Source organism: Flavobacterium sp. LK-23 (assembly GCF_058135255.1).
Map to the genome: position 1 here is coordinate 262,157 of NZ_JBYUVT010000005.1, position 20,003 is coordinate 282,159.

Consider the following 20,003-nt stretch of genomic DNA (forward strand, 5'->3'; position numbering starts at 1 on the left):
CTAGTAGAGAGTTCTTGCTCTGGCTGAAGACAATTAATTTGTAAAAGATTATTTTTTTATAAAGTCAATTAAAGCTTTTGTCTTTGAAACTAATTTCACATCTTGCTTATCCATTTTATCGAAATCAGCTTCATCAATTATTTTACAACATTTTTTAAAAGCTCTCAAAACTTTCTCATCATCATATAGAATGTTTAAAAGATTATTACAGTAATTTTCAATTTTTTTTGCATTTAATCTTGGCATTTCCTCATTTTCATTTAATAATCTAAATAATAGTAATAAATGAAATTTAACCTTTTTGTAAGAAGAATCTATTTGGCCTTTCTTGAATAAAGCTTCTAGTTTATAGTACGCATATGACGCTGTATAGTACGTTATGTAGAGATGTTCGGAGTCAAATATTTGTATTTTGCCATCGTTTAGTTTTTTTACAATCATCCCAAAAAAACTTGTAACATTATGAGGCTCATTTAAAAACATGGCTGCGAAAGATTTAATCTGATATGGTAGAGTAATAACTCGGGACTTGATTACACTTGGGTCAGAATTATATTGTTTAGCTCTACGCTCGTAATAAAGTTTTTGTTCTCCTTGATAAGAATTATAATATTGCTCTAAACTTCTCTGGAATTGGGTTAGAGAAGCTAGCTGTTCTTTTTTAATTGGAGTTTGATTGTTAGTTGCTAATGTGATTCTAGTCTTTATTTCATCATCTTCTGTTGCAATCAATTTAATTGGGATAACTACATTCGAAATGTTTTTATTCTCTCTATTGTTATACAAAACATTACTTGTTTGACATCCATTAACTATTTGATAGTCTGTAATTGTAAATTGATTTCCAGTTGGTGAAATTTTACTTGCAACAATTGTAATTCCATTATTTAAAACGCTAAAAATCTCTGAACCTGGATTTGTAATTGTAGAAGCTATCCCACTATTAACATCATTACTTTCACCTTGAAAATCTCTAACATTATCTTCAAAAACATTTAATAAGTTTTGTTCTTCTGATGAAACAATTTTAATAAATTCTTCGTAAGGAATTAAACCTATATATGCTTCAGAAATACCATTGATTTCAGGAATTGTAATTCTATTCGAAAAATTTATGGTTGTACTTACACTTTCCTTAGTTTTTCTATAATGTTTAGCAAGTTCTTTTGCTCCAATAGGATGAATGTCTACAATATCAAAGAGATTAGTGCTTTCTAAATCTTCTTTACCAGAGTCAATTACTGCAACTAAATTTAAATCATTTACCCATTTTCCAGTAGTAACATAAAATAACTTACACGTTGGATTGTATTTAAGTTTTGGAGCACTATCGTATATATGATTGGATATATCACAAAACTTCTGAAGAGAATCATTTCTTCGCAGTTTTGGGTTAGTTGCGAAAAAATCCTTTACACCAAAAATAAATGTATTTAATTCAGAAGTTGAAAAATTTGATGAAGTCTTTGACTGAATAAATAAAAACTCCACTTCAATTGAGCCATTTTTTTCTATCAAATCATTTACTTCTTCGATAGACTCTATTAATAGACCATTAACTATAATTGCAATACCGTCAATTCCTGTATCATCTCCATCTCCAATAGTTACAAAATCTAAGTCGAATGTTTTGTTATATTCATTTGATATTATTGAATAATTAGATAGACGCTCAAAATCTTTGGATTCACCTAACGAATTTAGTTCTTCTGTTTCTAGTAATTCACTAATAAAACTTTGTGTAATTCTATCCATAATTTTAATATAATTTAGTAATAGGTTTGATCAATTTTATATAAGGAAACTTTATTTAGTTATTTTAATTCTATTATTTTCAATAATTGATTTATTTAAAAAAAACAAACATCGCTTTTATTTTAGATCAATTAATACGTAAAAACACCTGATTTTAGAAAGCTTTATTTTCAGCACTTAATTTTTTAGTTAAAAGTAAATTCTAAAAATCTAAATACATTACGGAAAACCGTAAACATAATTATGAAAACCAAAGCCCTAGCCCTGATAGAAGCGGCATCCTTTTTAGGCAAACGAAAAAGAGCTTATTAAACCGTAAACTTTCTGCCTAAAAAGATATAGCGGATAGCAGGAAACAGCTCCTGAAAATCATTACAATTCCACTAAATGTTCAACTTAAATTCCCCAAAAAAGGAACACTAGAATTTTCGATAAAAATTTTGTAATTTTGCCGTCCAATAAAAGGAATTAGAAAATGTTAGATAGACTTCAATATGTAAAGCAGCGTTTCGATGAGATTTCGGATTTGATTATTCAGCCGGATGTTATTTCTGATCAAAAACGTTATAAGCAACTTAATCAAGAATATAAAGGGATTAAAGCGCTTGTTGAAAAGAGAGAAGAGTACATTGTAATTTTGGCAAATATTGACGAAGCAAACGAAATTATTGCTGACGGAAGTGATGCTGAAATGGTGGAAATGGCCAAAATGCAATTGGATGAAGCAAAAGAACGTCTGCCAGAATTGGAGGAGGAAATCAAATTTATGCTTATTCCTAAAGATCCTGAAGATGCGAAAAACGTTATGGTGGAGATCCGCGCCGGAACGGGTGGGGACGAAGCGAGTATTTTTGCTGGTGACTTGTTTAGAATGTACACAAAATATTGCGAATCTATGGGATGGAGATCATCTGTTGTAGATATGAACGAGGGTACTTCTGGAGGTTTCAAAGAGGTTATTTTTGAGGTTACTGGAGAAGATGTATACGGAACTTTGAAGTTTGAAGCGGGTGTTCACCGTGTACAGCGTGTTCCGCAGACAGAAACTCAAGGACGTGTGCATACATCGGCTGCAACGGTTATGGTTTTGCCAGAAGCTGAGGAGTTTGATGTTCAGGTAGATATGAACGATGTTCGTGTAGATTTCTTCTGTTCGTCTGGACCTGGAGGACAATCGGTAAATACAACAAAATCGGCTGTACGTTTAACGCACATTCCAACAGGATTGGTAGCACAATGTCAGGATGAAAAATCGCAACACAAGAATAAAGATAAAGCTTTGATGGTATTGCGTTCTCGTTTGTACGAAATGGAATTGGCCAAAAAGCAGGAAGAAGATGCTAAAAAACGTAGTTCTCAGGTAAGTTCTGGAGACCGTTCGGCAAAAATCCGTACGTATAACTATGCGCAAGGTCGTGTAACTGATCACCGTATTGGTTTAACGCTTTACGATTTAGGAAATATCATGAATGGTGATATTCATAAAATCGTTTCTGAGCTTCAGTTAGTTAATAATATGGAGAAATTGAAGGAAGCTTCGGAGGTTTACTAAATTTCTGAGATGCTAAGATTCTAAGATACTAAGGTTCTAAGTTTTCTCTTAGGACTTTTTAATAATTTAAGCCGAACTTTGTTCGGCTTTTTTTTGTGGAAAAAATACCAAAGATTGGCAAGGCCTTAGAATCTTAACATCTTAGCACCTAAAAAGAATATAGCCAGCGGTTTCAACCGCTGGAACGCAAAGAATTGGTTAAAGTTGTTAATGCTAAGGTTCTAAGTTTTTTCTCTTTGAAGATAATTTTTTTGAGTTGCTAAGTTACTGAGATTCTAAGGTTCTAAGTTTTTCTTTTTGAACATATTTTTTGAGTTGCTAAGATTCTAAGGTACTAAGGTTCTAAGTTTTTCTCTTTGAACATAAAATATATTTAAAGCCGAACTTTGTTCGGCTTTTTTTATGGCTAGAACTTAAAGAGAGAATGAAAACTTTGCATTTTAATGTCTCAGCAACTTCGCATCTTAATTTCTAATGATAATTTAATGTGGATAATTAAGGCCTGTAATTTCAAAAAAGGCATTCTAAATTAAGATAAATACTATAACGCAATTTTGTGAAGTAAGATTTATAATATAGTTGGTAAAGCTTAGTCTATTAAAACTTTAGCGTCTTACAACCTTAATGAAAACTTGTTTTTTTATAACTTTTTTTTACCTCATATTTGCCTTATCAACCAACCAACTAACATTAATTTATGAAGAGAACTTTACTTTTATTTTGCTTCTTTGGGAGCTTTTTTTATGGGCGATCGCAATCGTATTTCGGATTTAGGGATGATAATTATGCCGGAATTCAGTCGGCATTGTTTAATCCGTCCAATATTGTAGATTCAAAATACAAGGCCGACGTTACGTTTGGATCTGGCAGCGGAACTGGCCAAAATGATTTGTACGGAGTTAATATAATGGATGTCTTAGACGGAGGTTACAATCTGGAAACCGATGCAAGCAAAAATTTCAAATCGAACAATAGAGGAAATTTCAATATAGACATTATGGGGCCTTCTGTAATGCTCAATATTACGCCTGTGCATAGTGTTGCGCTTTTTACGCGTTTGCGAAGTGTTACAAGTCTTGTTGGTATAAATGGACAGCTTATTGATGAGGCGAACAAAGAGGTAGATGCTTCGAATAGTTTTTTAATTACGGGTGGGAATCCGAACGCTGTTTCGAATTCTTGGGCCGAGATAGGAGCGAGTTATGCTACTGTCCTGTTTGATCGTGACGATCATTTTGTAAAAGGTGGTATTACTTTAAAGTATTTAATGGCGGGAGTAAACGGCTACGTTAACGGAAATGATTTAAGTGTGGCTTTTAATAAAAACGAAGCCAATCCTTTGTTAAGCGAATATTATTCGACAGGAAACATAAGAACAGCTGCAAGTTATGATTATGCTAACGGAGATGATCCTAAGTTTGATGCGGCTTCGGCTGGAGTAGGAGTAGATTTAGGTTTTACCTACGAATATCGTACAAACTGCCATTCTTGCGCAGGAAATCGTTACAAGTTTAAAGCTGCAGCTTCTATAACCGATATTGGAAAACTAAACTATAATAACATTGTCGAGAATACTTATAATATTACAGGAAGGGTAACGCAACAAGATATCGAAGATGCAGATGATATTTTTGAGTTTTTTGATTCTAACTATACTAAAATATCTTCAAGAAAAGGAGTAAAAGCAAATCTTCCAACGGCTTTGCACACCAATTTGGACTGGAACATCGACCAAAGGTTTTATGTGAATTTAAGCGGTGATTTCAATTTAGTAGATGCCAAAAAAGTAAACGGAACCGCAATTGCCAATTCGGTTACTTTTACGCCGAGATATGAAACCAGACAGTTTAGTTTCTATGTTCCGGTGACCTATATGCAATACAGCGGAACGCAAATAGGAGCGGGTTTTAGAGCGGGTCCAATATTTATTGGTTCTGGAACTCTTTTCTCCAATATGTTTTCAAACAATTCAAAAGGCTGTAATATTTACGCTGGTTTAAAATTGCCTATTTATCAGGATTATAGGTAGAGTTTCTAAGATGCTGAGATACTAAGATACTAAGTTGCTAAGATTCTGAGATGCTAAGATTCTGAGATTCTAAGTTGCTTAGTTTATGAAAATGAAGACATAAAAAAACAGCATCTACTTTGTAGATGCTGTTTTTTTTATTTAAGATTAGTAAGATAGAATTAAAAAATCTAAATATAAAACTTAGAACCTTAGAATCTTAGCAACTTAGTATCTTAAAAAAAATATATAGAAGGTCTTCACTCCATCAACCGTTTCCCCAAACACGTATGATGGAGTTAGACGCCTAAAAATACTCTCGTATATTCAAAACATTTATATAGATTCGAGTAAACGTATACTCCATTTTTTATCATTATTTCGCTAAACTTTTCCATAATAATTTAAATTAAGTTAGACAAATTACTCTCTAGATGATTCGTATTGTGATGATTCTTCTTCTTCTTCAGAAGAATCATGATGAGGTTTCGAAACCAGATTGGTTACAATAAGCTGAACAATCGAGCCTAAAACACCTTTAAACATGGAGTCGCCTTTACCGACAATAAATCTTTTGGCTAAATAGCCAATTCCGATACTGATGGCAGATTGAGCGATGTGGCTTTTAAAACCAACCGTTTGGTTGATTTCTTCCACCGTGTTTCGAATGAGGTTAATGGGCTTTAAATTGTCTTTAATTTCATTAATCTCGTCCTTTATAGCACACCATTCTGTGTCCTGGCGAATTTCTAGTTCCTCAATTTTTTGATTTAACTGATCAATATTGTAAATAGCCTCCATAGTTTTTTCGGTTTTTTAGGTTAATTAAATCAGTTTTTTGTTTCTTTTAGAATACTTGAAATGATAGTATTTCCAATAGGAGTTTTTATCAGTCTATGATGCGATTTTACAACCACAATTACCAAAATAAGATAAAATAATGCCATGATAAAAAAGCCATAGTAATACTCTCCAAGTTCTTTACCAATCCATAAACTAATCCCGATATTTAGGAACAAAGTAAAAAATGCAACAACAATACCAATCGCTATCTTTGAAGCCAATGATGAAGCACCATCAGCAACAGAACATACTGTTTTTAGTTTAAGTAATTCTAAACTTGTTTTAGCATAGTTTTCTGCTTTTTCATAAAGATTTAAATTCTCGTTTGTTGTTGCATTTGGTTCCATGATATAGGGTTTTATGGTTTGAAAATTTCACTAATTAATTCTAACTAATTAATAGTTTGATTTTACTGTTTTAACATCGTCTTTTAGCGTGTTGTAATCTTCTTTAACTTGGTTAAGTTTAGATTTTCCTTCTTCGATAATTTCTTTACCGTTTGAAGTAATCGTGTTTACAATGCCATCAAATTTTGTTTTTAGATTATCACCGTAATCTTTTGATTTATCTTTGATTTTTTTTCTTGTGTTTGATCCTTTGTCTGGTGCAAATAAAACACCTATGAATGCTCCCGCCGCTGCGGCTCCTAAAATTCCTAAAATTGTGCTACTAGTTTTCATAATAAATAATTTAATGGATTAATATTTAATAATTTGTTGATTTAATAAATTGTGATTTTTAAATTTCTCGACCCTTAATTAGTCGAAGCAATACTGCGATAATGGCAATTACTAACAGAATATGGATTATGCTTCCGAAACTGTAAACAAAGAACCCAAGAGCCCAAAGTATTACCAGAATCACTGCCAGTGTATATAATAAGTTTGACATGGTTTTTTATTTTAGTGGTTAATAATCAGTTTTATTCGCTTAGTTTAACTTATAAGAAAGATATAAAGTCAAGTTGCTGTTTTTTGCATCAGGAAATGTGTATGTAGTTCCTGCAACCGTTCTTTCTTTACCTACAGTGGTTAAACCGTAATTGTAACGTAATCCAACGCTAATTGGGTTAAAGTCGACTCCAACACCAGCAGAAAGACCTGCATCAAATTTCGCTAGATCATCTGTGTCAATGTCTTGGTCAAAATCAAAACTTCCGTCTCCGCTTACTTTAGAGCTTACTAAATAAGAAGCGTAACCACCGGCATGAATGTTGAAATTTTTAGTAACATTTACTCTAACCAAAAGTGGCACTTCTATATAGTTCAATCTAAATTTTGTGTTCCCAGATGCAAAAGCATTGTTGTATTCTAATTCTGAACCTTTTGTTGTAAATAAAATCTCTGGCTGAATCGCTACAAAGTCTGAAATAGGAAGTGTAGCATAAACCCCGGCATTAAATCCGTATAAGATATTATTGTCGTCTACATTGTCTCCGCTTCCATATAAGTTAGACATGTTGAATCCTCCTTTTACACCGAATTCGGTATTTACATTAGTGTCCTGAGCGTGCAGCATTCCAAATGATGCTGATAAAAAAAGTGTTAAGGCGCATAAAAAATTGGCTTGTAATTTCATAGTAAAAAATAATTAGTTAATAGATAATAGGCTTTTATTCTTTTTGTTTTTTTATTCTTTCAGTCTCTCGTAAGAGTTTATATTGTTCGGGCAAAAATCTAAGAACGAGTTCCAAAATTTGTTTATCATTTGTTTCTCTAGAAATAGTCTCAAATAACTCAATCTGGTCACATATGGCTTCTGTCATGGCGTTTAAATAGATATTGTTAAAATCATTATTGCTTGCGTCTATGAGATTGTACAGGTCTCGTTTGTGCGTGGCGTTTATTTCAGTAATAACAATGAGCTTTGATGTGGCCAATTTGGATATTTGATCTAACAATTGATTCTCTTGGAGTTCAATTCTTTTACTTAATTCTTGAACAATAACATCTGAACTTTTTTGTTGTGCAATTTGACTTTTTGAAATAATAGATTTGCTAATATTCGCCGTAGAAATAAAAAAGTAGACTTCTGTTTCTTCTCTTTCATTTTTTGCAAAAGCTTGATTCTTCAAAGTATTTTCAATCGGATTAATTTTTCTGCAAGATGTGATGCATAGTACCAATAAGATTAAGAAAAAGACTTTAAAATATGTCGCCTTCATGGGGGAAATTACTTTCATTATTACTTCTTAAAGTATTACATTACAAAGATGCTAACGAATGAAAGATTTTGCTTTACAGCATAAAAATGAATCGTTATATAATTCCCATAACAGATTTTTTTTAAGGGTTTATCCTTTTAAAATCAATGGTTTGTGAAGTTTGAGTTTGGTGTAAAAAAAAAAGAAATTATAGATTTTTCTATAATTTCTTTTTCTGTTTTCGGTATAATGTGATAGATTTTTTTTCTTACAAATAGAAATAAAATTTTAATCTGGTAGAAAGACCGTAAATATCGAACCTTTTCCTAAAGTGCTATCTGCTGTAATGTGACCCTTATGGTTCTCGACAATCTTCTTGCAGATCGCTAATCCGATTCCGGTTCCTGGATAATCTGTTTTAGAATGGAGACGCTGAAAGAGAATAAAAATGGTTTCTTTAAACTGTGGGTCAAATCCCATTCCGTTGTCTGTAAAAGTGATTTTATGAAATTTCTTTACCGACTGTTCTAATATTTCTGGATAATCGCAAGAATTGACTTTTTCGCTAGAAATGGAAATTTCAGGTTCAACATCGGGCTGGCTGTATTTTAATGAATTTCCAATTAAATTGATAAACAGCTGTTCGATCTGATACGGAATTACCGCAAGCTTCGGAAGTTTACCAATGCGCTGGATTACGGCTTTCTTTTCTTCAATAGTTTCAGCCAGTTCAGATTCGGCATTGTCCAGAAGTTCATTCAGATTCATTTTGATGAATTCCTTTTTGGTTGTATTGGTTCTGGAGAATAAAAGAAGGTCGTCTATTAATACACGCATTCTTTTTGCCGAACTTTCTATTTTGGTAATGTAATTTTTGCCGCTTTCAGACATAACTTCTTTGTCGGCACTTGAAACTCTAGAAATAAAGGTTTGTATTTTTCGAAGCGGTTCTTGCAAATCGTGACTAGCAACATGGTTGAAAGAAGCCAATTCTTTATTGCTTTTTTCCAATTCTTTATTTCGTTCCTGCAATTCGATATTAAGAAGATGTTCGTCTGTAATGTCAAAGTTAATTCCGAGCAAGATTTTACTGCCTTGCTGATCGGTTACTAATTTACCTGTTGTTTTAAAGTAACGCACTTCAAAATCTGGACGTGTAATTTTGTAATATACAAACGGAAGATGTTTCTTTTCTATAATTCCGTCAATAGCTTTTGCTACAGCTTCCTTATCATCTGGATGAACATATTTTAAAAGTGTTGCTTTGTTAGGAGCAAAAGATTTTGGCTCAAGGCCTAATAATCGAAACTGGTTGTCTGAAAAATCTATTTTATCAGAATCCAGATCCCATTGCCAAGTGCTGAATTTTCCAATATTTTCAGATTCAGAAATTAAACCTGTCGAAATAAGAAGCTTTTTATTGAATACTTTTAGGCGTTCAAAATCACGGCTAATTTGGCGATAAGCCAGTAAAATAAAACTTAAAGCGACTAGAAATAAAGAAATAGAAAACAGCGGACTTAAAGAAATCTCCGAATCGTAAATTTTAAGTCTTTTCTTTAAGAAATCCTTCTCGATGTCGTTCATTTCGTCCACCTTAAAACGGATGTTTTCCATTAAAATACGGCCGCCAAACATATGATTGTCCAATTTTCTTTTATCGTACGTTTTTGGATCGCTATATTTTAGACAATTTTCAAAAGAAACAAAACGCTGGGTAATGAGTTTGAAAAGTTTCTGAAGATTTTCCTGCTGTCTCGGATTATCGGCAGTGAGTTTTTTTAAGGTAATAAAAGAAGTATTGACCTTGTCTCGGGAATAAATGTACGGAGTCAGAAAACGGGCATTGCGAGTGATGATGTACCCTCGCTGGCCCGTTTCTGCATCTTTTATAGCCGACATTAATCGTTCGAGCTGAATGTTGATTTCGTAAGTATGCATAACCAGTTTGCTTGATTCATTCAAGTCCTGATTATGTTTGTAAGCAATTGAAGAAAGAAATAACAGAATGAAAACTGCGATTACAAAAATAACTCTCAAAGAGTTTGAAGAATTAAAATTTGGTATCCACTTCATTATTGGAATGCTTTTATTTTAGTCGCAGCAAGAAATTATCACGGTTTAAACCAGAAGTATGATAATGCCAGTTTACGGTCACGACTTCATTAATTATTTTTTTCAGCGTATTGAAATCGCTTGGCTTTTTGATGTAAATATTGGCGCCTTGAATAAAGGTATCTTCAATATCTTCTTCGGAAGAAGAAGTAGAATAAATCGCAATGATTATATCTTTTAAATGGTCCGTTTTTTTGATTTCAATCAAACATTCTTTACCTGTTTTCTTAGGCATGTTTAAATCTAGAAACAAAATATCTGGAAGTTTATTGTCTTTATTCATTAAATGATCCATAAGCTGCATCCCGTCATGAACAAAATTTACATTCGTTTGTATCTTTATTTCTTCAAATGCATCTTTAAAGAAAAGACGGTCATCTTCATCATCATCGGCCAATAAAATGTGTAATGCGTTTTTTTGCATTTTAATATGGTATTTGGGTTTTTATTTTAAATTTTCTCTTCGTTTCTTAATAATTCTCTGAAAAGCAGACGGAGTAATTCCGGTTGTGTTTTTAAACTGCGTACTCAAATGTGCAACACTCGAATAATTTAGTAAAAAAGCTATTTCGGTCAAACTCATTTCGTTGATAATAATCAACTGTTTTGCTCTTTCAATTTTCTGTAAAATAATAAAGTTTTCAATAGAAGAATATGTAACTTCTGAGAAAACATTAGATAAATAACCGTAACTGTGGTTTAATTTTTCTGCCAAAAATACAGAACTTTTATAATTATTGCTGTCATCCATAAAAACAAGTTCAATAATTGCATCTTTTATTTTTTGGACTAAGACACTTTTTTGATTTTCAACTACTTCAAAACCACACGGAGCCAATTTAGTTTTTAAATTATCCAATGCTTCAGCATCAAGATTGTCTTCAATCTCAATTTCACCAAAACCCAGAGTTGTAAAATTTATGTTGTTTTGTTCCAGATTTTGTTTTAAATAAAGAGAGCAAATAGTATTGATGTCGAACTTTATAAATAGTTTCATTTTATAGAAATTTGGTTAAAGATACTTATTTTTTTTGGTGTTTTTGCTTTTAAATGGTATAGAATTACACGGAAATGTGATTTTAAAATAAATTTTTCAAAAAAATACCGTCTAATATTTTCTTACTAGACGGTATTTCCCTGATTGAGTTGCAAGGATTTACAATTCTGACAGGATCTGATGAAATTCTTCTTTTGTTTTTCCCAGTTTTTGCTGAAGTCTTCCGTACATTTCGTCTTCTTTTCCTTCAGCGAACATCAAATCATCATCTGTTAGAGTTGCATACTTTTGTTTCAGTTTACCTTTCAGCTCATTCCAGTTTCCTTTTATTTCAGTAGTATTCATAATTTCTATTTTTTAATTTTTATTGTATTGTAAAATTGCAAATTGCAAGTCGGCTTTGTGTTACATTTATTTTTCTGACTTTTGCATAATTTTCATTTTTCTTTCTTTTTTACTCCTGATATCTTCTCAGAATCCACGCCATTTTTTCGTGTTGCTGCAACAATCCTGTTACAAAATCGGCAGAACCTATATCATTAGTTTCATTCTCGAAAACCGGAATATAGTCTCTAAATTCGGTAACCAGCTGTTCGTGGTTTTCTAAAAGTTCAGATAACATATTTTTTTGCGAAGCATATTCTTTTGGAGATTCCTTTAGAGTAGAATTGTCGATAAACTCTTTCATTGTCCCGATTGTTTTTTCGCCCAACTGATTAATGCGTTCTGCAACTTCATCAATATTTGCTTCCAGAATTCTATATTGTTCTTCAAACAATTTATGCAGTTCCATGAAGCTATTTCCCGAAATATTCCAATGAAATTTTCTTGTTTTTACATATAATGTCATCTCATTTGATAAAATTGTTGCTAAAATAGAAGCGCTCTTCTTTAGGTTTTTGGGTGTAATTCCAATATTTGGGCTCATAATTGTCTGTCTATTAGGTTATTCTCAAAGATACTTTTACAACCTCATTTTTTCTTATATAATTTATCAGAGAAATTACATGAATTCAATGTTTTTTTAACCTTTATAGGCTTTAATTGTTGTAGTTTTGCGCCCATCTAAAACTAAATTTAATGAGAAAACATTTACCTATTTTATTTTTTTTAATTATTTCTTTTACAGCAAAATCACAATCCTACCTAGGCTATTTTCATGACAACTATGCGGGAGTTCAAAGTGTTTTGTTCAATCCAGCTTCAATTGCAGATTCACGTTTTAAAACAGACATTAATTTATTCTCAATTAGTGGTGCTGTAGAAAATGACTTATATGGCGTTAAATTATTTGATGTTTACAAAGACGGATACGATTTTGAAAGCCAGTCAAAAGTTTCTGCAAAAAATGCCAACAACGGATTGGCAAATTTTGATATCATGGGACCCTCTTTTATGTTTAATATCGCGCCAAAACATTCTTTGGCTGTTTTTACAAGAGCAAGATCTGTTTCTAATATCAGAAAAATTAACGGCTATCTTATCGATCAGGTAAAAGACGGATTAGATCAGTCTGATAGCTTCAATTATAATTTAGGAAGTCCAAATGCTGCCTCTCATTCTTGGGGCGAACTTGGAATTTCTTATGCTGCAGTTTTATTTCAAAAAGACCAGCACTTTTTAAAAGGAGGTTTAACGGCTAAATATCTTCAAGGTGGTGTAAATGCCTATGTTCACGGAAAAAATGTGAATGTGGCTTATATTGAAAACTCAGCAGATCCAAAAGAAGGTTCTTTAATTTCAAATGGTGAAGTTACGGTTGGAGGAAGTCAAGATTGGGAAGCAAATGACGATTATGAATTTGATTCAAAATCACGCGGATTTGGTTTCGATTTTGGATTGGTTTATGAATGGAGACCTGATTATGATCAATATGATCTTAAAAAAGCAAAACCAGCAGATAATAATTTTAGAGATTTAAATAAATACAAGTTGCGTTTTGGTTTATCGGTTACAGACATCGGATCTATCAATTATAAAAACTCAAAAGTGGACACTTATAATGTAAACGGAGTAGTGACGCAACAAATGATTGATGACGCAGAAGATTTGTATGATTTTTTAAATGAGCATTATACCAAAACTTCAACTTCAAAAGGAGTAAAAACAAATTTGCCAACTGCGATTCGAGCAGATGCAGATTGGAATATGTACAATAAATTCTATTTGAACCTTAACGGAGATATTAATCTTGTTTCTGGCAGTAAATTGAATGGTTACGGAATTGCTGACCGAGTTACATTAACGCCTCGTTACGAAAGCAGATGGTTTAGTTTTTATTTGCCAATGACATATATGGAATATAGCGGTATGCAGGCTGGAGCTGGTTTACGCGCAGGAGTTTTCTTTATTGGTTCTGGTTCTATTTTGAGTAATTTAGCTTCTAGCAACTCTAAAGGAGCTGATTTTCACTTAGGAATGAAGATTCCGGTTTACGAAAAACAATTTAAAGATACAGACGGTGATGGTGTAATTGATAAAGAAGATGCTTGTAGAAAAGTTGCTGGTCCTGCTGAAAATGGTGGTTGCCCTTGGCCAGATACAGATAAAGATGGTGTTTTTGATAAAGATGATGCTTGTATAGATGTGGCAGGACCAAAAGAAAATAAAGGTTGTCCTTGGAAAGATAGTGACGGAGATACTTTATTGGACAATGTAGATGCATGTCCTACAATTGCTGGTCCTGTAGAAAATAAAGGATGTCCATGGCCAGATACTGATGGAGATGGAGTTTTAGATAAAGATGATGCATGTCCGAACGAAGCAGGTGCAGCAGAAAATAAAGGCTGTCCAGAATTAGACGCAGATAAGGATGGCGTTTTGGATAAAGATGATGCTTGTCCTACAGTTGCAGGTCCAGCAGATAATAAAGGTTGTCCAAAAGTGACTAAAGAAACTTTGGCTCAGCTAAAAGTAGAAGCAAGATCTATTTTCTTTACAACTGGAAAAGCAACTTTAAACGATGCTAAAAAAGGAGAGACTTCTGGAAGATTAGATGCGATAAAAGAAATCTTAAGAAATTATCCAAATGCAAAATTTACTATTAACGGACATACAGATAATGTTGGAAATGCAAAAGCAAATCAAAAATTATCTGAAGCTAGAGCAAAAGTAGTAATGGATCTTTTAATCGAAAAAGGTGTAAATCCAGAGAATTTAACTTCTAAAGGTTACGGTTCGACAAAACCAGTAAAATCAAATAAAACTGCTGCAGGAAGAGCAGAAAACAGAAGAACTGAAATTGTTTATTTAGGCAATTTGTAAACGCTTCTGAATATAAAAGTAAAAAGCCATTCTTAATTGAGTGGCTTTTTTTATTTTTGCATACTTTTTAAAAAGAATTAATTCTTTGAAATAGAAGAACTAAAAATACAATATGACAACACAACAACTACACGAACAAATTCTTCAAAAAAAATCATTTTTATGCGTTGGTTTAGATCCTGATCTGGCTAAAATTCCGCAGCATTTATTAGAAACCGAAGATCCTATTTTCGAATTTAATAAAGCGATAATCGATGCAACGCACGATCTGACAGTTGGATACAAACCAAACACCGCTTTTTTTGAAGCATACGGAATAAAAGGATGGATGTCTTTGCAGAAAACGATCAATTATATCAACGAAAATTATCCTGATATTTTTACAATTGCAGATGCAAAACGTGGAGACATCGGAAACACTTCTAGCATGTATGCGAAAGCTTTTTTTGAAGATCTGAATTTTGATAGTGTAACCGTTGCCCCATATATGGGAAAAGATTCTGTAGAGCCTTTTCTGGCATTCGAAAATAAACATACTATTATGTTGGCTTTAACGTCTAATGAAGGTGCTTTCGATTTTCAGACTTTAAATACTAACGGAAAAGAATTATACAAACAAGTTCTAGAAACTTCTAAAACTTGGAAAAACAGCGAGAACCTGATGTATGTTGTGGGTGCAACAAAAGCAGAATATTTTACGGAAATCAGAAAAATTGTTCCTGATAGTTTCCTACTAGTTCCAGGAATTGGTGCTCAAGGCGGAAGCTTATCTGAAGTATGCAAATATGGAATGAATGATAAGGTTGGTCTTTTGGTAAACTCTGCAAGAGCTATTATCTACGCTTCAAAAGAAACCGATTTTGCTGAAAAGGCTAGGGAAGAAGCTTTGAAAGTACAGCAGGAAATGGCTGAGATTATTGGTTTAAAGTTTCAGGTTTAAAGTTTCAAGTTAACTTTGAGCATAATTTTTTAACGCAAAGTTCGCTGAGTTTTTTCGCAAAGTGCACAAAGAAATTATATACAGTGTTTTAAAAGTTTCTTAAGTTCTCAAAGTAGGGTGTAAGCTTTACTTTTTTGTTAAAGTTAACTTTGAATATAATTTTAACGCAAAGTGCGCTAAGGTTTTTCGCAAAGTACACAAAGAAATTATATACAGTTTTTTTAAGTTCTCAAAGAGGAAATTTATTTTAAGCTTTGAGAACTTAAAAAAAACATAAACTCAACGTTTAAGCATAAACCTCTGCGACTTTGCGAAAAAACTTCGCGAGCTTTGCGTTAAATTCCACATTCCAACAAACCTCAAACATGAAACAAATAAAAGACCAGCTTGGCAAAGTTCATACTTTTGAAATTGCTCCAAAGCGTATCATCTCGCTAGTTCCATCGCAAACTGAATTATTGTATGATTTAGGTTTAGAAGAGAAAATCATCGGAATAACGAAGTTTTGTGTTCATCCGTTTCATTTTAAATCGACTAAAAAGATTGTTGGTGGTACCAAGAAAATTCACTTCGAAAAAATAAAACTTTTAGAGCCGGATATTATTATCTGCAATAAAGAAGAAAACACACTGGAGATTGTAGAGCAGTTAAGTACAATTTGTCCAGTTTGGGTTACCAATATTGTTTCTATAGAAGATAATTTCCAGATGATTTCAGATTTTGGGCAGTTGTTCAATTGCAGAACCGAAGCGCAGAAATGGAACGACAAATTGGCTTTCGCTTTAAGCGATTTTAAAAATTATATTCAGGATATAAAAGAAAAAAAAGCGGCCTATTTTATTTGGAAAAATCCATACATGGTTGCAGGAAAAGATACCTATATAAATGAGTTGCTAAAACTAAATCATTTTAAAAACATCTACGAAGACAAAGGCCGTTATCCTGAAATCGAATTAAAGAAAATGCGCTTAGAAGGCGATCCCGATATTGTTTTTCTTTCGTCAGAACCGTACCCTTTTAAGGAAGAAGATGCTTTCGAAATAGGAAGATTTACACATCACGCCAAAACCATTTTCGTTGACGGCGAAATGTTTTCTTGGCACGGAAGCCGATTGTTAAAAGCTTTCCCTTATTTTAAATTGCTACACGAAAGATTAAAAAATTAGTTAAATGAATTTCTAAACTCTAAAGGTGAAACTGTAGTTTTACTTTTGAAAAGCTTATTAAAAGATTGAGGATATTCGAAACCTAATTTATAAGCAGTTTCACTTACACTCAAGGTAGTTGTGGTAAGAAGTTCTTTGGCTTTTTCAATAATTTTATTGTGAATATGATGCTGTGTGCTTTGTCCTGTCAACGAGCGCAGCATATCGCTGAGATAATTTGGCGTAACATTTAATTGTTCCGAAATGTAAGCGACAGTTGGTAATCCTAATTTTTCAACTTTGTCACTTTCAAAATATTCAGAAAGAAGAATTTCCAGCTTAGTTAAAAGCGTATTGTTTGCATTTTTTCGGGTAATAAACTGTCGGTTATAAAAACGATTGCAATAATTAAGAAGCAGTTCAATATGCGAAACCATTACATCTTGGCTGAAAGCATCAATAGAAGACAGATATTCTTGTTCGATATTCTGCATAATTCCAGTAATCATTGTTTCTTCTTTTTCTGAAAGATGCAAAGCTTCATTAACAGCATAAGAGAAATATCCGTACTCTTTTATTTTTTTTGACAAAGCATAATTCTGAATAAAATCAGGATGAATGACTAACATCGAGCCATATACAGAAGAATCCATTGGAACTTCTGTCGAAATAATTTGTCCTGGCCCCATAAATGTCATGACACCTTCATCAAAATCATAATAGTTTTGGCCATATCTCATTTTTCCCTTAAATCCTCTTTTAATTGAAATCGTGTAGAAATTATAAATGACACTTTTTAGATTATTATCAAAATGACAACTTATATCTTTCAGATTTACAAAACTTACCAAAGGATGATCTGGTTTTGGAATTCTTAGTAATTGATGTAATTCTGAAATAGAGGTAATGTTATACGGAATATGATCTTCTTTCTTCATGGCTTTAGGTTTAATACAGGAAAAGCTGTCATAAAGATAACTTTCATAAAGATAACTTTTCCTGTAGATTTTTTTTCTGATTTCTTATAGATTCACAGATTTCATTCCAGATTCATCATAACGATTTCCGGTAATTGTTCCTAAAGGAATAATGTTTTCTAATCTGTTCAATTCTTCAGTAGTCAGAATAAGCTGAGAAGCCTCAATATTTTGCTCTACATATTTTACTCGTTTTGTACCCGGAATGGCTAAAAAACCTTTAGATGCAATCCATGCCAAAGCCAATTGCGAAGCAGTAATTTTTCTTTCGTCGGCGATAAGCTTTATTTCATTTAAGAGTTCAATGTTTTTATAAAATTGTTCTCCTTGAAAACGAGGAATTGTTCGTCTAAAATCATTTTCGGCTAAGTCTTGCGGATGTTGTATTTCTCCTGAAATAAAACCTCTTCCTAGAGGTGAATAAGCTACTACACCAATTTGAAGTTCTTCTAATGTTTTTATAATTCCGTCTTCTTCAATGCTTCTTTCAAAAAGAGAATATTCACTTTGAACTGCCGTCAGAGGGTGAATGCTGTGTGCTTTTCTAATAGTTTCGGAAGAAACTTCAGAAAGACCAATATAGCCAACCTTTCCTTCTTTTACCAAATCAGACATTGCCTGAATTGTTTCCTCTATTGGAGTATTAGGATCAACACGGTGCAGATAATATAAATCGATATAATCTGTTCCAAGATTTTTTAGAGAACGTTCTACGGCTTTTTTTACATATTCTTTTTTGCCATTAAACTGCCAGGTAAGTTCTTCGTTGTCATTAATCTCAAAACCAAATTTTGTAGCAATGATGTAAGCGTCACGATTACCTTTTATAGCTTTTGAAATCAATCTTTCATTTTTCAACGGACCATATAAATCGGCCGTATCTAAAAAATTACCCCCTAATTCAAGTGAGCGATGTATTGTTTGTATAGATTCAGTTTCGTCTGCTTTACCGTAAATATCATTTCCTGCAATCTGGCTCATTCCCATACAGCCTAAACCAATATTGGGAACAACAAGTCCCTGATTTCCTAAATTAACTTTTTTGATAGTACTCATAATTACTGTTTTAATTTTAAATCAAAATTGATTTAGCAAAGATCCATCAGTATTGCTTTTATAAAGTATCTAAATCTCGTGTAGTTGTATCCAAAATGAGCCAATGTTTAAAAGATTGTGTTTTTTACCGCAAAGCACACAAAGAATTACGCAAAGTTCGCAAAGTTTTTTACACAAAGCTTTGCGAACTTTGCGTTTTATACTAAACCTCTTGAGTAAAAAAGCTTTGCGCTCTTTGCGTTAAAATATGCTCAAATTAAAGCAACCTGAAACAAAAGAAAACATGAAACCTGAAACTAAACTTTTATAAAAAAAGAATGCCGACATCTAGAAGACGCCGGCATTATTTAACTAACCAAAACCAAAATAATAAATAACCAGTTTATTACATTACAAATGTCCGACATATATCAATCTTATGCTGTTAAGATCTTGTTATTACTTTGTTGGATATAAGTTAATGTTCATATTGTTGAGAGTTTAACCGCAAAGCGCGCAAAGAATTACGCAAAGTTCACAAAGTTTTTTTATAGAAAGCTTTGCGAACTTTGCGTTTTATACAAAACCTCTTGAGTAAAAACCTTTGCGTTCTTTGCGTTAAAATTATGTTCAAAATAGATAAGTTAATGTTTTTTTTACCGCAAAGAGCGCAAAGAATTGCGCAAAGTTCGCAAAGTTTTTTTATAGAAAGCTTTGCGAACTTTGCGTTTTATACAAAACCTCTTAAGAAAAAAAAAACTTTGCGTTCTTTGCGTTAAAATTATATTCAAAATAGATAAGTTAATGTTTTTTTACCGCAAAGAGCGCAAAGAATTGCGCAAAGTTCGCAAAGTTTTTTTAAGGCAAAGCTTTGCGAATTTTGCGTTTTATACAAAAACTCTAAAGCAAAAAAACTTTGCGCTCTTTGCGGTAAAATTATGTTCAAAGTAAACAACTTGAAACCTTAAACCTGAAACAAAATAGTATAAAAAAAGAATGCCGGCATCTCGAAGACGCCGGCATCATTTAACTAACCAAAACCAAAATAATAAATAACCAGTTTATTACATTACAAATGTCCGACATATATCAATCTTATGCTGTTAAGGTTTTGTTATTACTTTGTTGACCATACGTTAAGATTTGTCAAACCACTGTTTTGAGCTTTCCGCACTGTTAAATAACATTTGGTTATTAAAATATAATAACAATCAATTTTGTTTATGAAT

Annotated in this window: 19 protein-coding genes; 5 read left to right on the top strand and 14 right to left on the bottom strand. The window is 32.5% G+C overall.

Annotation, left to right across the window (positions count from 1 at the left end):
* Positions 1–48: 48 nt before the first annotated feature.
* A complete protein-coding gene (locus AC3Y25_RS10485; RefSeq protein ID WP_489902710.1) occupies positions 49–1,755 on the bottom strand; it encodes an AIPR family protein in 1,707 nt (568 codons plus the stop codon).
* A 475-nt stretch (positions 1,756–2,230) separates the two neighbouring features.
* Here AC3Y25_RS10485 and prfA point away from each other — a divergent pair, with 475 nt between their 5' ends.
* Positions 2,231–3,307, top strand: a complete 1,077-nt coding sequence (gene prfA, locus AC3Y25_RS10490; RefSeq protein ID WP_250835301.1) for a peptide chain release factor 1 — start codon at positions 2,231–2,233, stop codon at positions 3,305–3,307.
* A 697-nt stretch (positions 3,308–4,004) separates the two neighbouring features.
* A complete protein-coding gene (locus AC3Y25_RS10495; RefSeq protein ID WP_489902711.1) occupies positions 4,005–5,336 on the top strand; it encodes a DUF5723 family protein in 1,332 nt (443 codons plus the stop codon).
* Between the two features lie 402 nt (positions 5,337–5,738).
* Here the strand turns inward: AC3Y25_RS10495 and AC3Y25_RS10500 are convergent, their stop codons facing one another.
* From AC3Y25_RS10500 to AC3Y25_RS10550, 11 genes are all read right to left on the bottom strand, one after another.
* A complete protein-coding gene (locus tag AC3Y25_RS10500) occupies positions 5,739–6,116 on the bottom strand; it encodes a hypothetical protein (protein ID WP_489902712.1) in 378 nt (125 codons plus the stop codon).
* A gap of 29 nt (positions 6,117–6,145) precedes the next feature.
* Positions 6,146–6,505, bottom strand: coding sequence for a hypothetical protein (locus AC3Y25_RS10505; RefSeq protein ID WP_354590435.1), 360 nt, complete (start codon positions 6,503–6,505; stop codon positions 6,146–6,148).
* Between the two features lie 48 nt (positions 6,506–6,553).
* Positions 6,554–6,838 carry a YtxH domain-containing protein gene (locus AC3Y25_RS10510; protein ID WP_198856936.1) on the bottom strand — a complete coding sequence of 95 codons (285 nt, stop codon included), beginning with the start codon at positions 6,836–6,838 and terminating at the stop codon, positions 6,554–6,556.
* A 58-nt stretch (positions 6,839–6,896) separates the two neighbouring features.
* The gene (locus tag AC3Y25_RS10515; protein ID WP_141248143.1) at positions 6,897–7,049 is read right to left on the bottom strand and encodes a lmo0937 family membrane protein; all 153 of its coding nucleotides are present in this window, start codon (positions 7,047–7,049) and stop codon (positions 6,897–6,899) included.
* Positions 7,050–7,088: 39 nt separating this feature from the next.
* Positions 7,089–7,736, bottom strand: a complete 648-nt coding sequence (locus AC3Y25_RS10520; RefSeq protein WP_427872681.1) for a porin family protein — start codon at positions 7,734–7,736, stop codon at positions 7,089–7,091.
* Positions 7,737–7,770: 34 nt separating this feature from the next.
* Entirely contained in the window at positions 7,771–8,340 is a 570-nt protein-coding gene (locus tag AC3Y25_RS10525) for a DUF4142 domain-containing protein (RefSeq protein ID WP_489902713.1), read from the bottom strand.
* Positions 8,341–8,589: 249 nt separating this feature from the next.
* A complete protein-coding gene (locus AC3Y25_RS10530; RefSeq protein WP_489902714.1) occupies positions 8,590–10,377 on the bottom strand; it encodes a sensor histidine kinase in 1,788 nt (595 codons plus the stop codon).
* Positions 10,378–10,390: 13 nt separating this feature from the next.
* Positions 10,391–10,840, bottom strand: coding sequence for a response regulator (locus AC3Y25_RS10535; RefSeq protein WP_095929844.1), 450 nt, complete (start codon positions 10,838–10,840; stop codon positions 10,391–10,393).
* Between the two features lie 21 nt (positions 10,841–10,861).
* Positions 10,862–11,413: a helix-turn-helix domain-containing protein gene (locus tag AC3Y25_RS10540; RefSeq protein ID WP_379798091.1), complete on the bottom strand. Its 552-nt coding sequence runs from the start codon at positions 11,411–11,413 to the stop codon at positions 10,862–10,864.
* Positions 11,414–11,572: 159 nt separating this feature from the next.
* Positions 11,573–11,758: a CsbD family protein gene (locus tag AC3Y25_RS10545; protein WP_250835307.1), complete on the bottom strand. Its 186-nt coding sequence runs from the start codon at positions 11,756–11,758 to the stop codon at positions 11,573–11,575.
* Between the two features lie 109 nt (positions 11,759–11,867).
* Positions 11,868–12,341: a Dps family protein gene (locus AC3Y25_RS10550; protein ID WP_489902715.1), complete on the bottom strand. Its 474-nt coding sequence runs from the start codon at positions 12,339–12,341 to the stop codon at positions 11,868–11,870.
* A 152-nt stretch (positions 12,342–12,493) separates the two neighbouring features.
* Between AC3Y25_RS10550 and AC3Y25_RS10555 the strand changes: the two genes are divergently transcribed.
* From AC3Y25_RS10555 to AC3Y25_RS10565, 3 genes are all read left to right on the top strand, one after another.
* Positions 12,494–14,677, top strand: a complete 2,184-nt coding sequence (locus tag AC3Y25_RS10555; RefSeq protein WP_489902716.1) for a DUF5723 family protein — start codon at positions 12,494–12,496, stop codon at positions 14,675–14,677.
* 112 nt (positions 14,678–14,789) lie between these two features.
* Positions 14,790–15,617 carry an orotidine-5'-phosphate decarboxylase gene (gene pyrF, locus AC3Y25_RS10560; protein ID WP_489902717.1) on the top strand — a complete coding sequence of 276 codons (828 nt, stop codon included), beginning with the start codon at positions 14,790–14,792 and terminating at the stop codon, positions 15,615–15,617.
* Between the two features lie 365 nt (positions 15,618–15,982).
* The gene (locus AC3Y25_RS10565; RefSeq protein ID WP_489902718.1) at positions 15,983–16,783 is read left to right on the top strand and encodes an ABC transporter substrate-binding protein; all 801 of its coding nucleotides are present in this window, start codon (positions 15,983–15,985) and stop codon (positions 16,781–16,783) included.
* Here AC3Y25_RS10565 and AC3Y25_RS10570 read toward each other — a convergent pair.
* A complete protein-coding gene (locus AC3Y25_RS10570) occupies positions 16,780–17,700 on the bottom strand; it encodes a helix-turn-helix domain-containing protein (RefSeq protein ID WP_489902719.1) in 921 nt (306 codons plus the stop codon). The genes AC3Y25_RS10565 and AC3Y25_RS10570 overlap by 4 nt on opposite strands.
* 84 nt (positions 17,701–17,784) lie before the next feature.
* Complete coding sequence (locus AC3Y25_RS10575) at positions 17,785–18,795, bottom strand: aldo/keto reductase (RefSeq protein ID WP_489902720.1); 1,011 nt, start codon at positions 18,793–18,795, stop codon at positions 17,785–17,787.
* Positions 18,796–20,003: the final 1,208 nt, after the last annotated feature.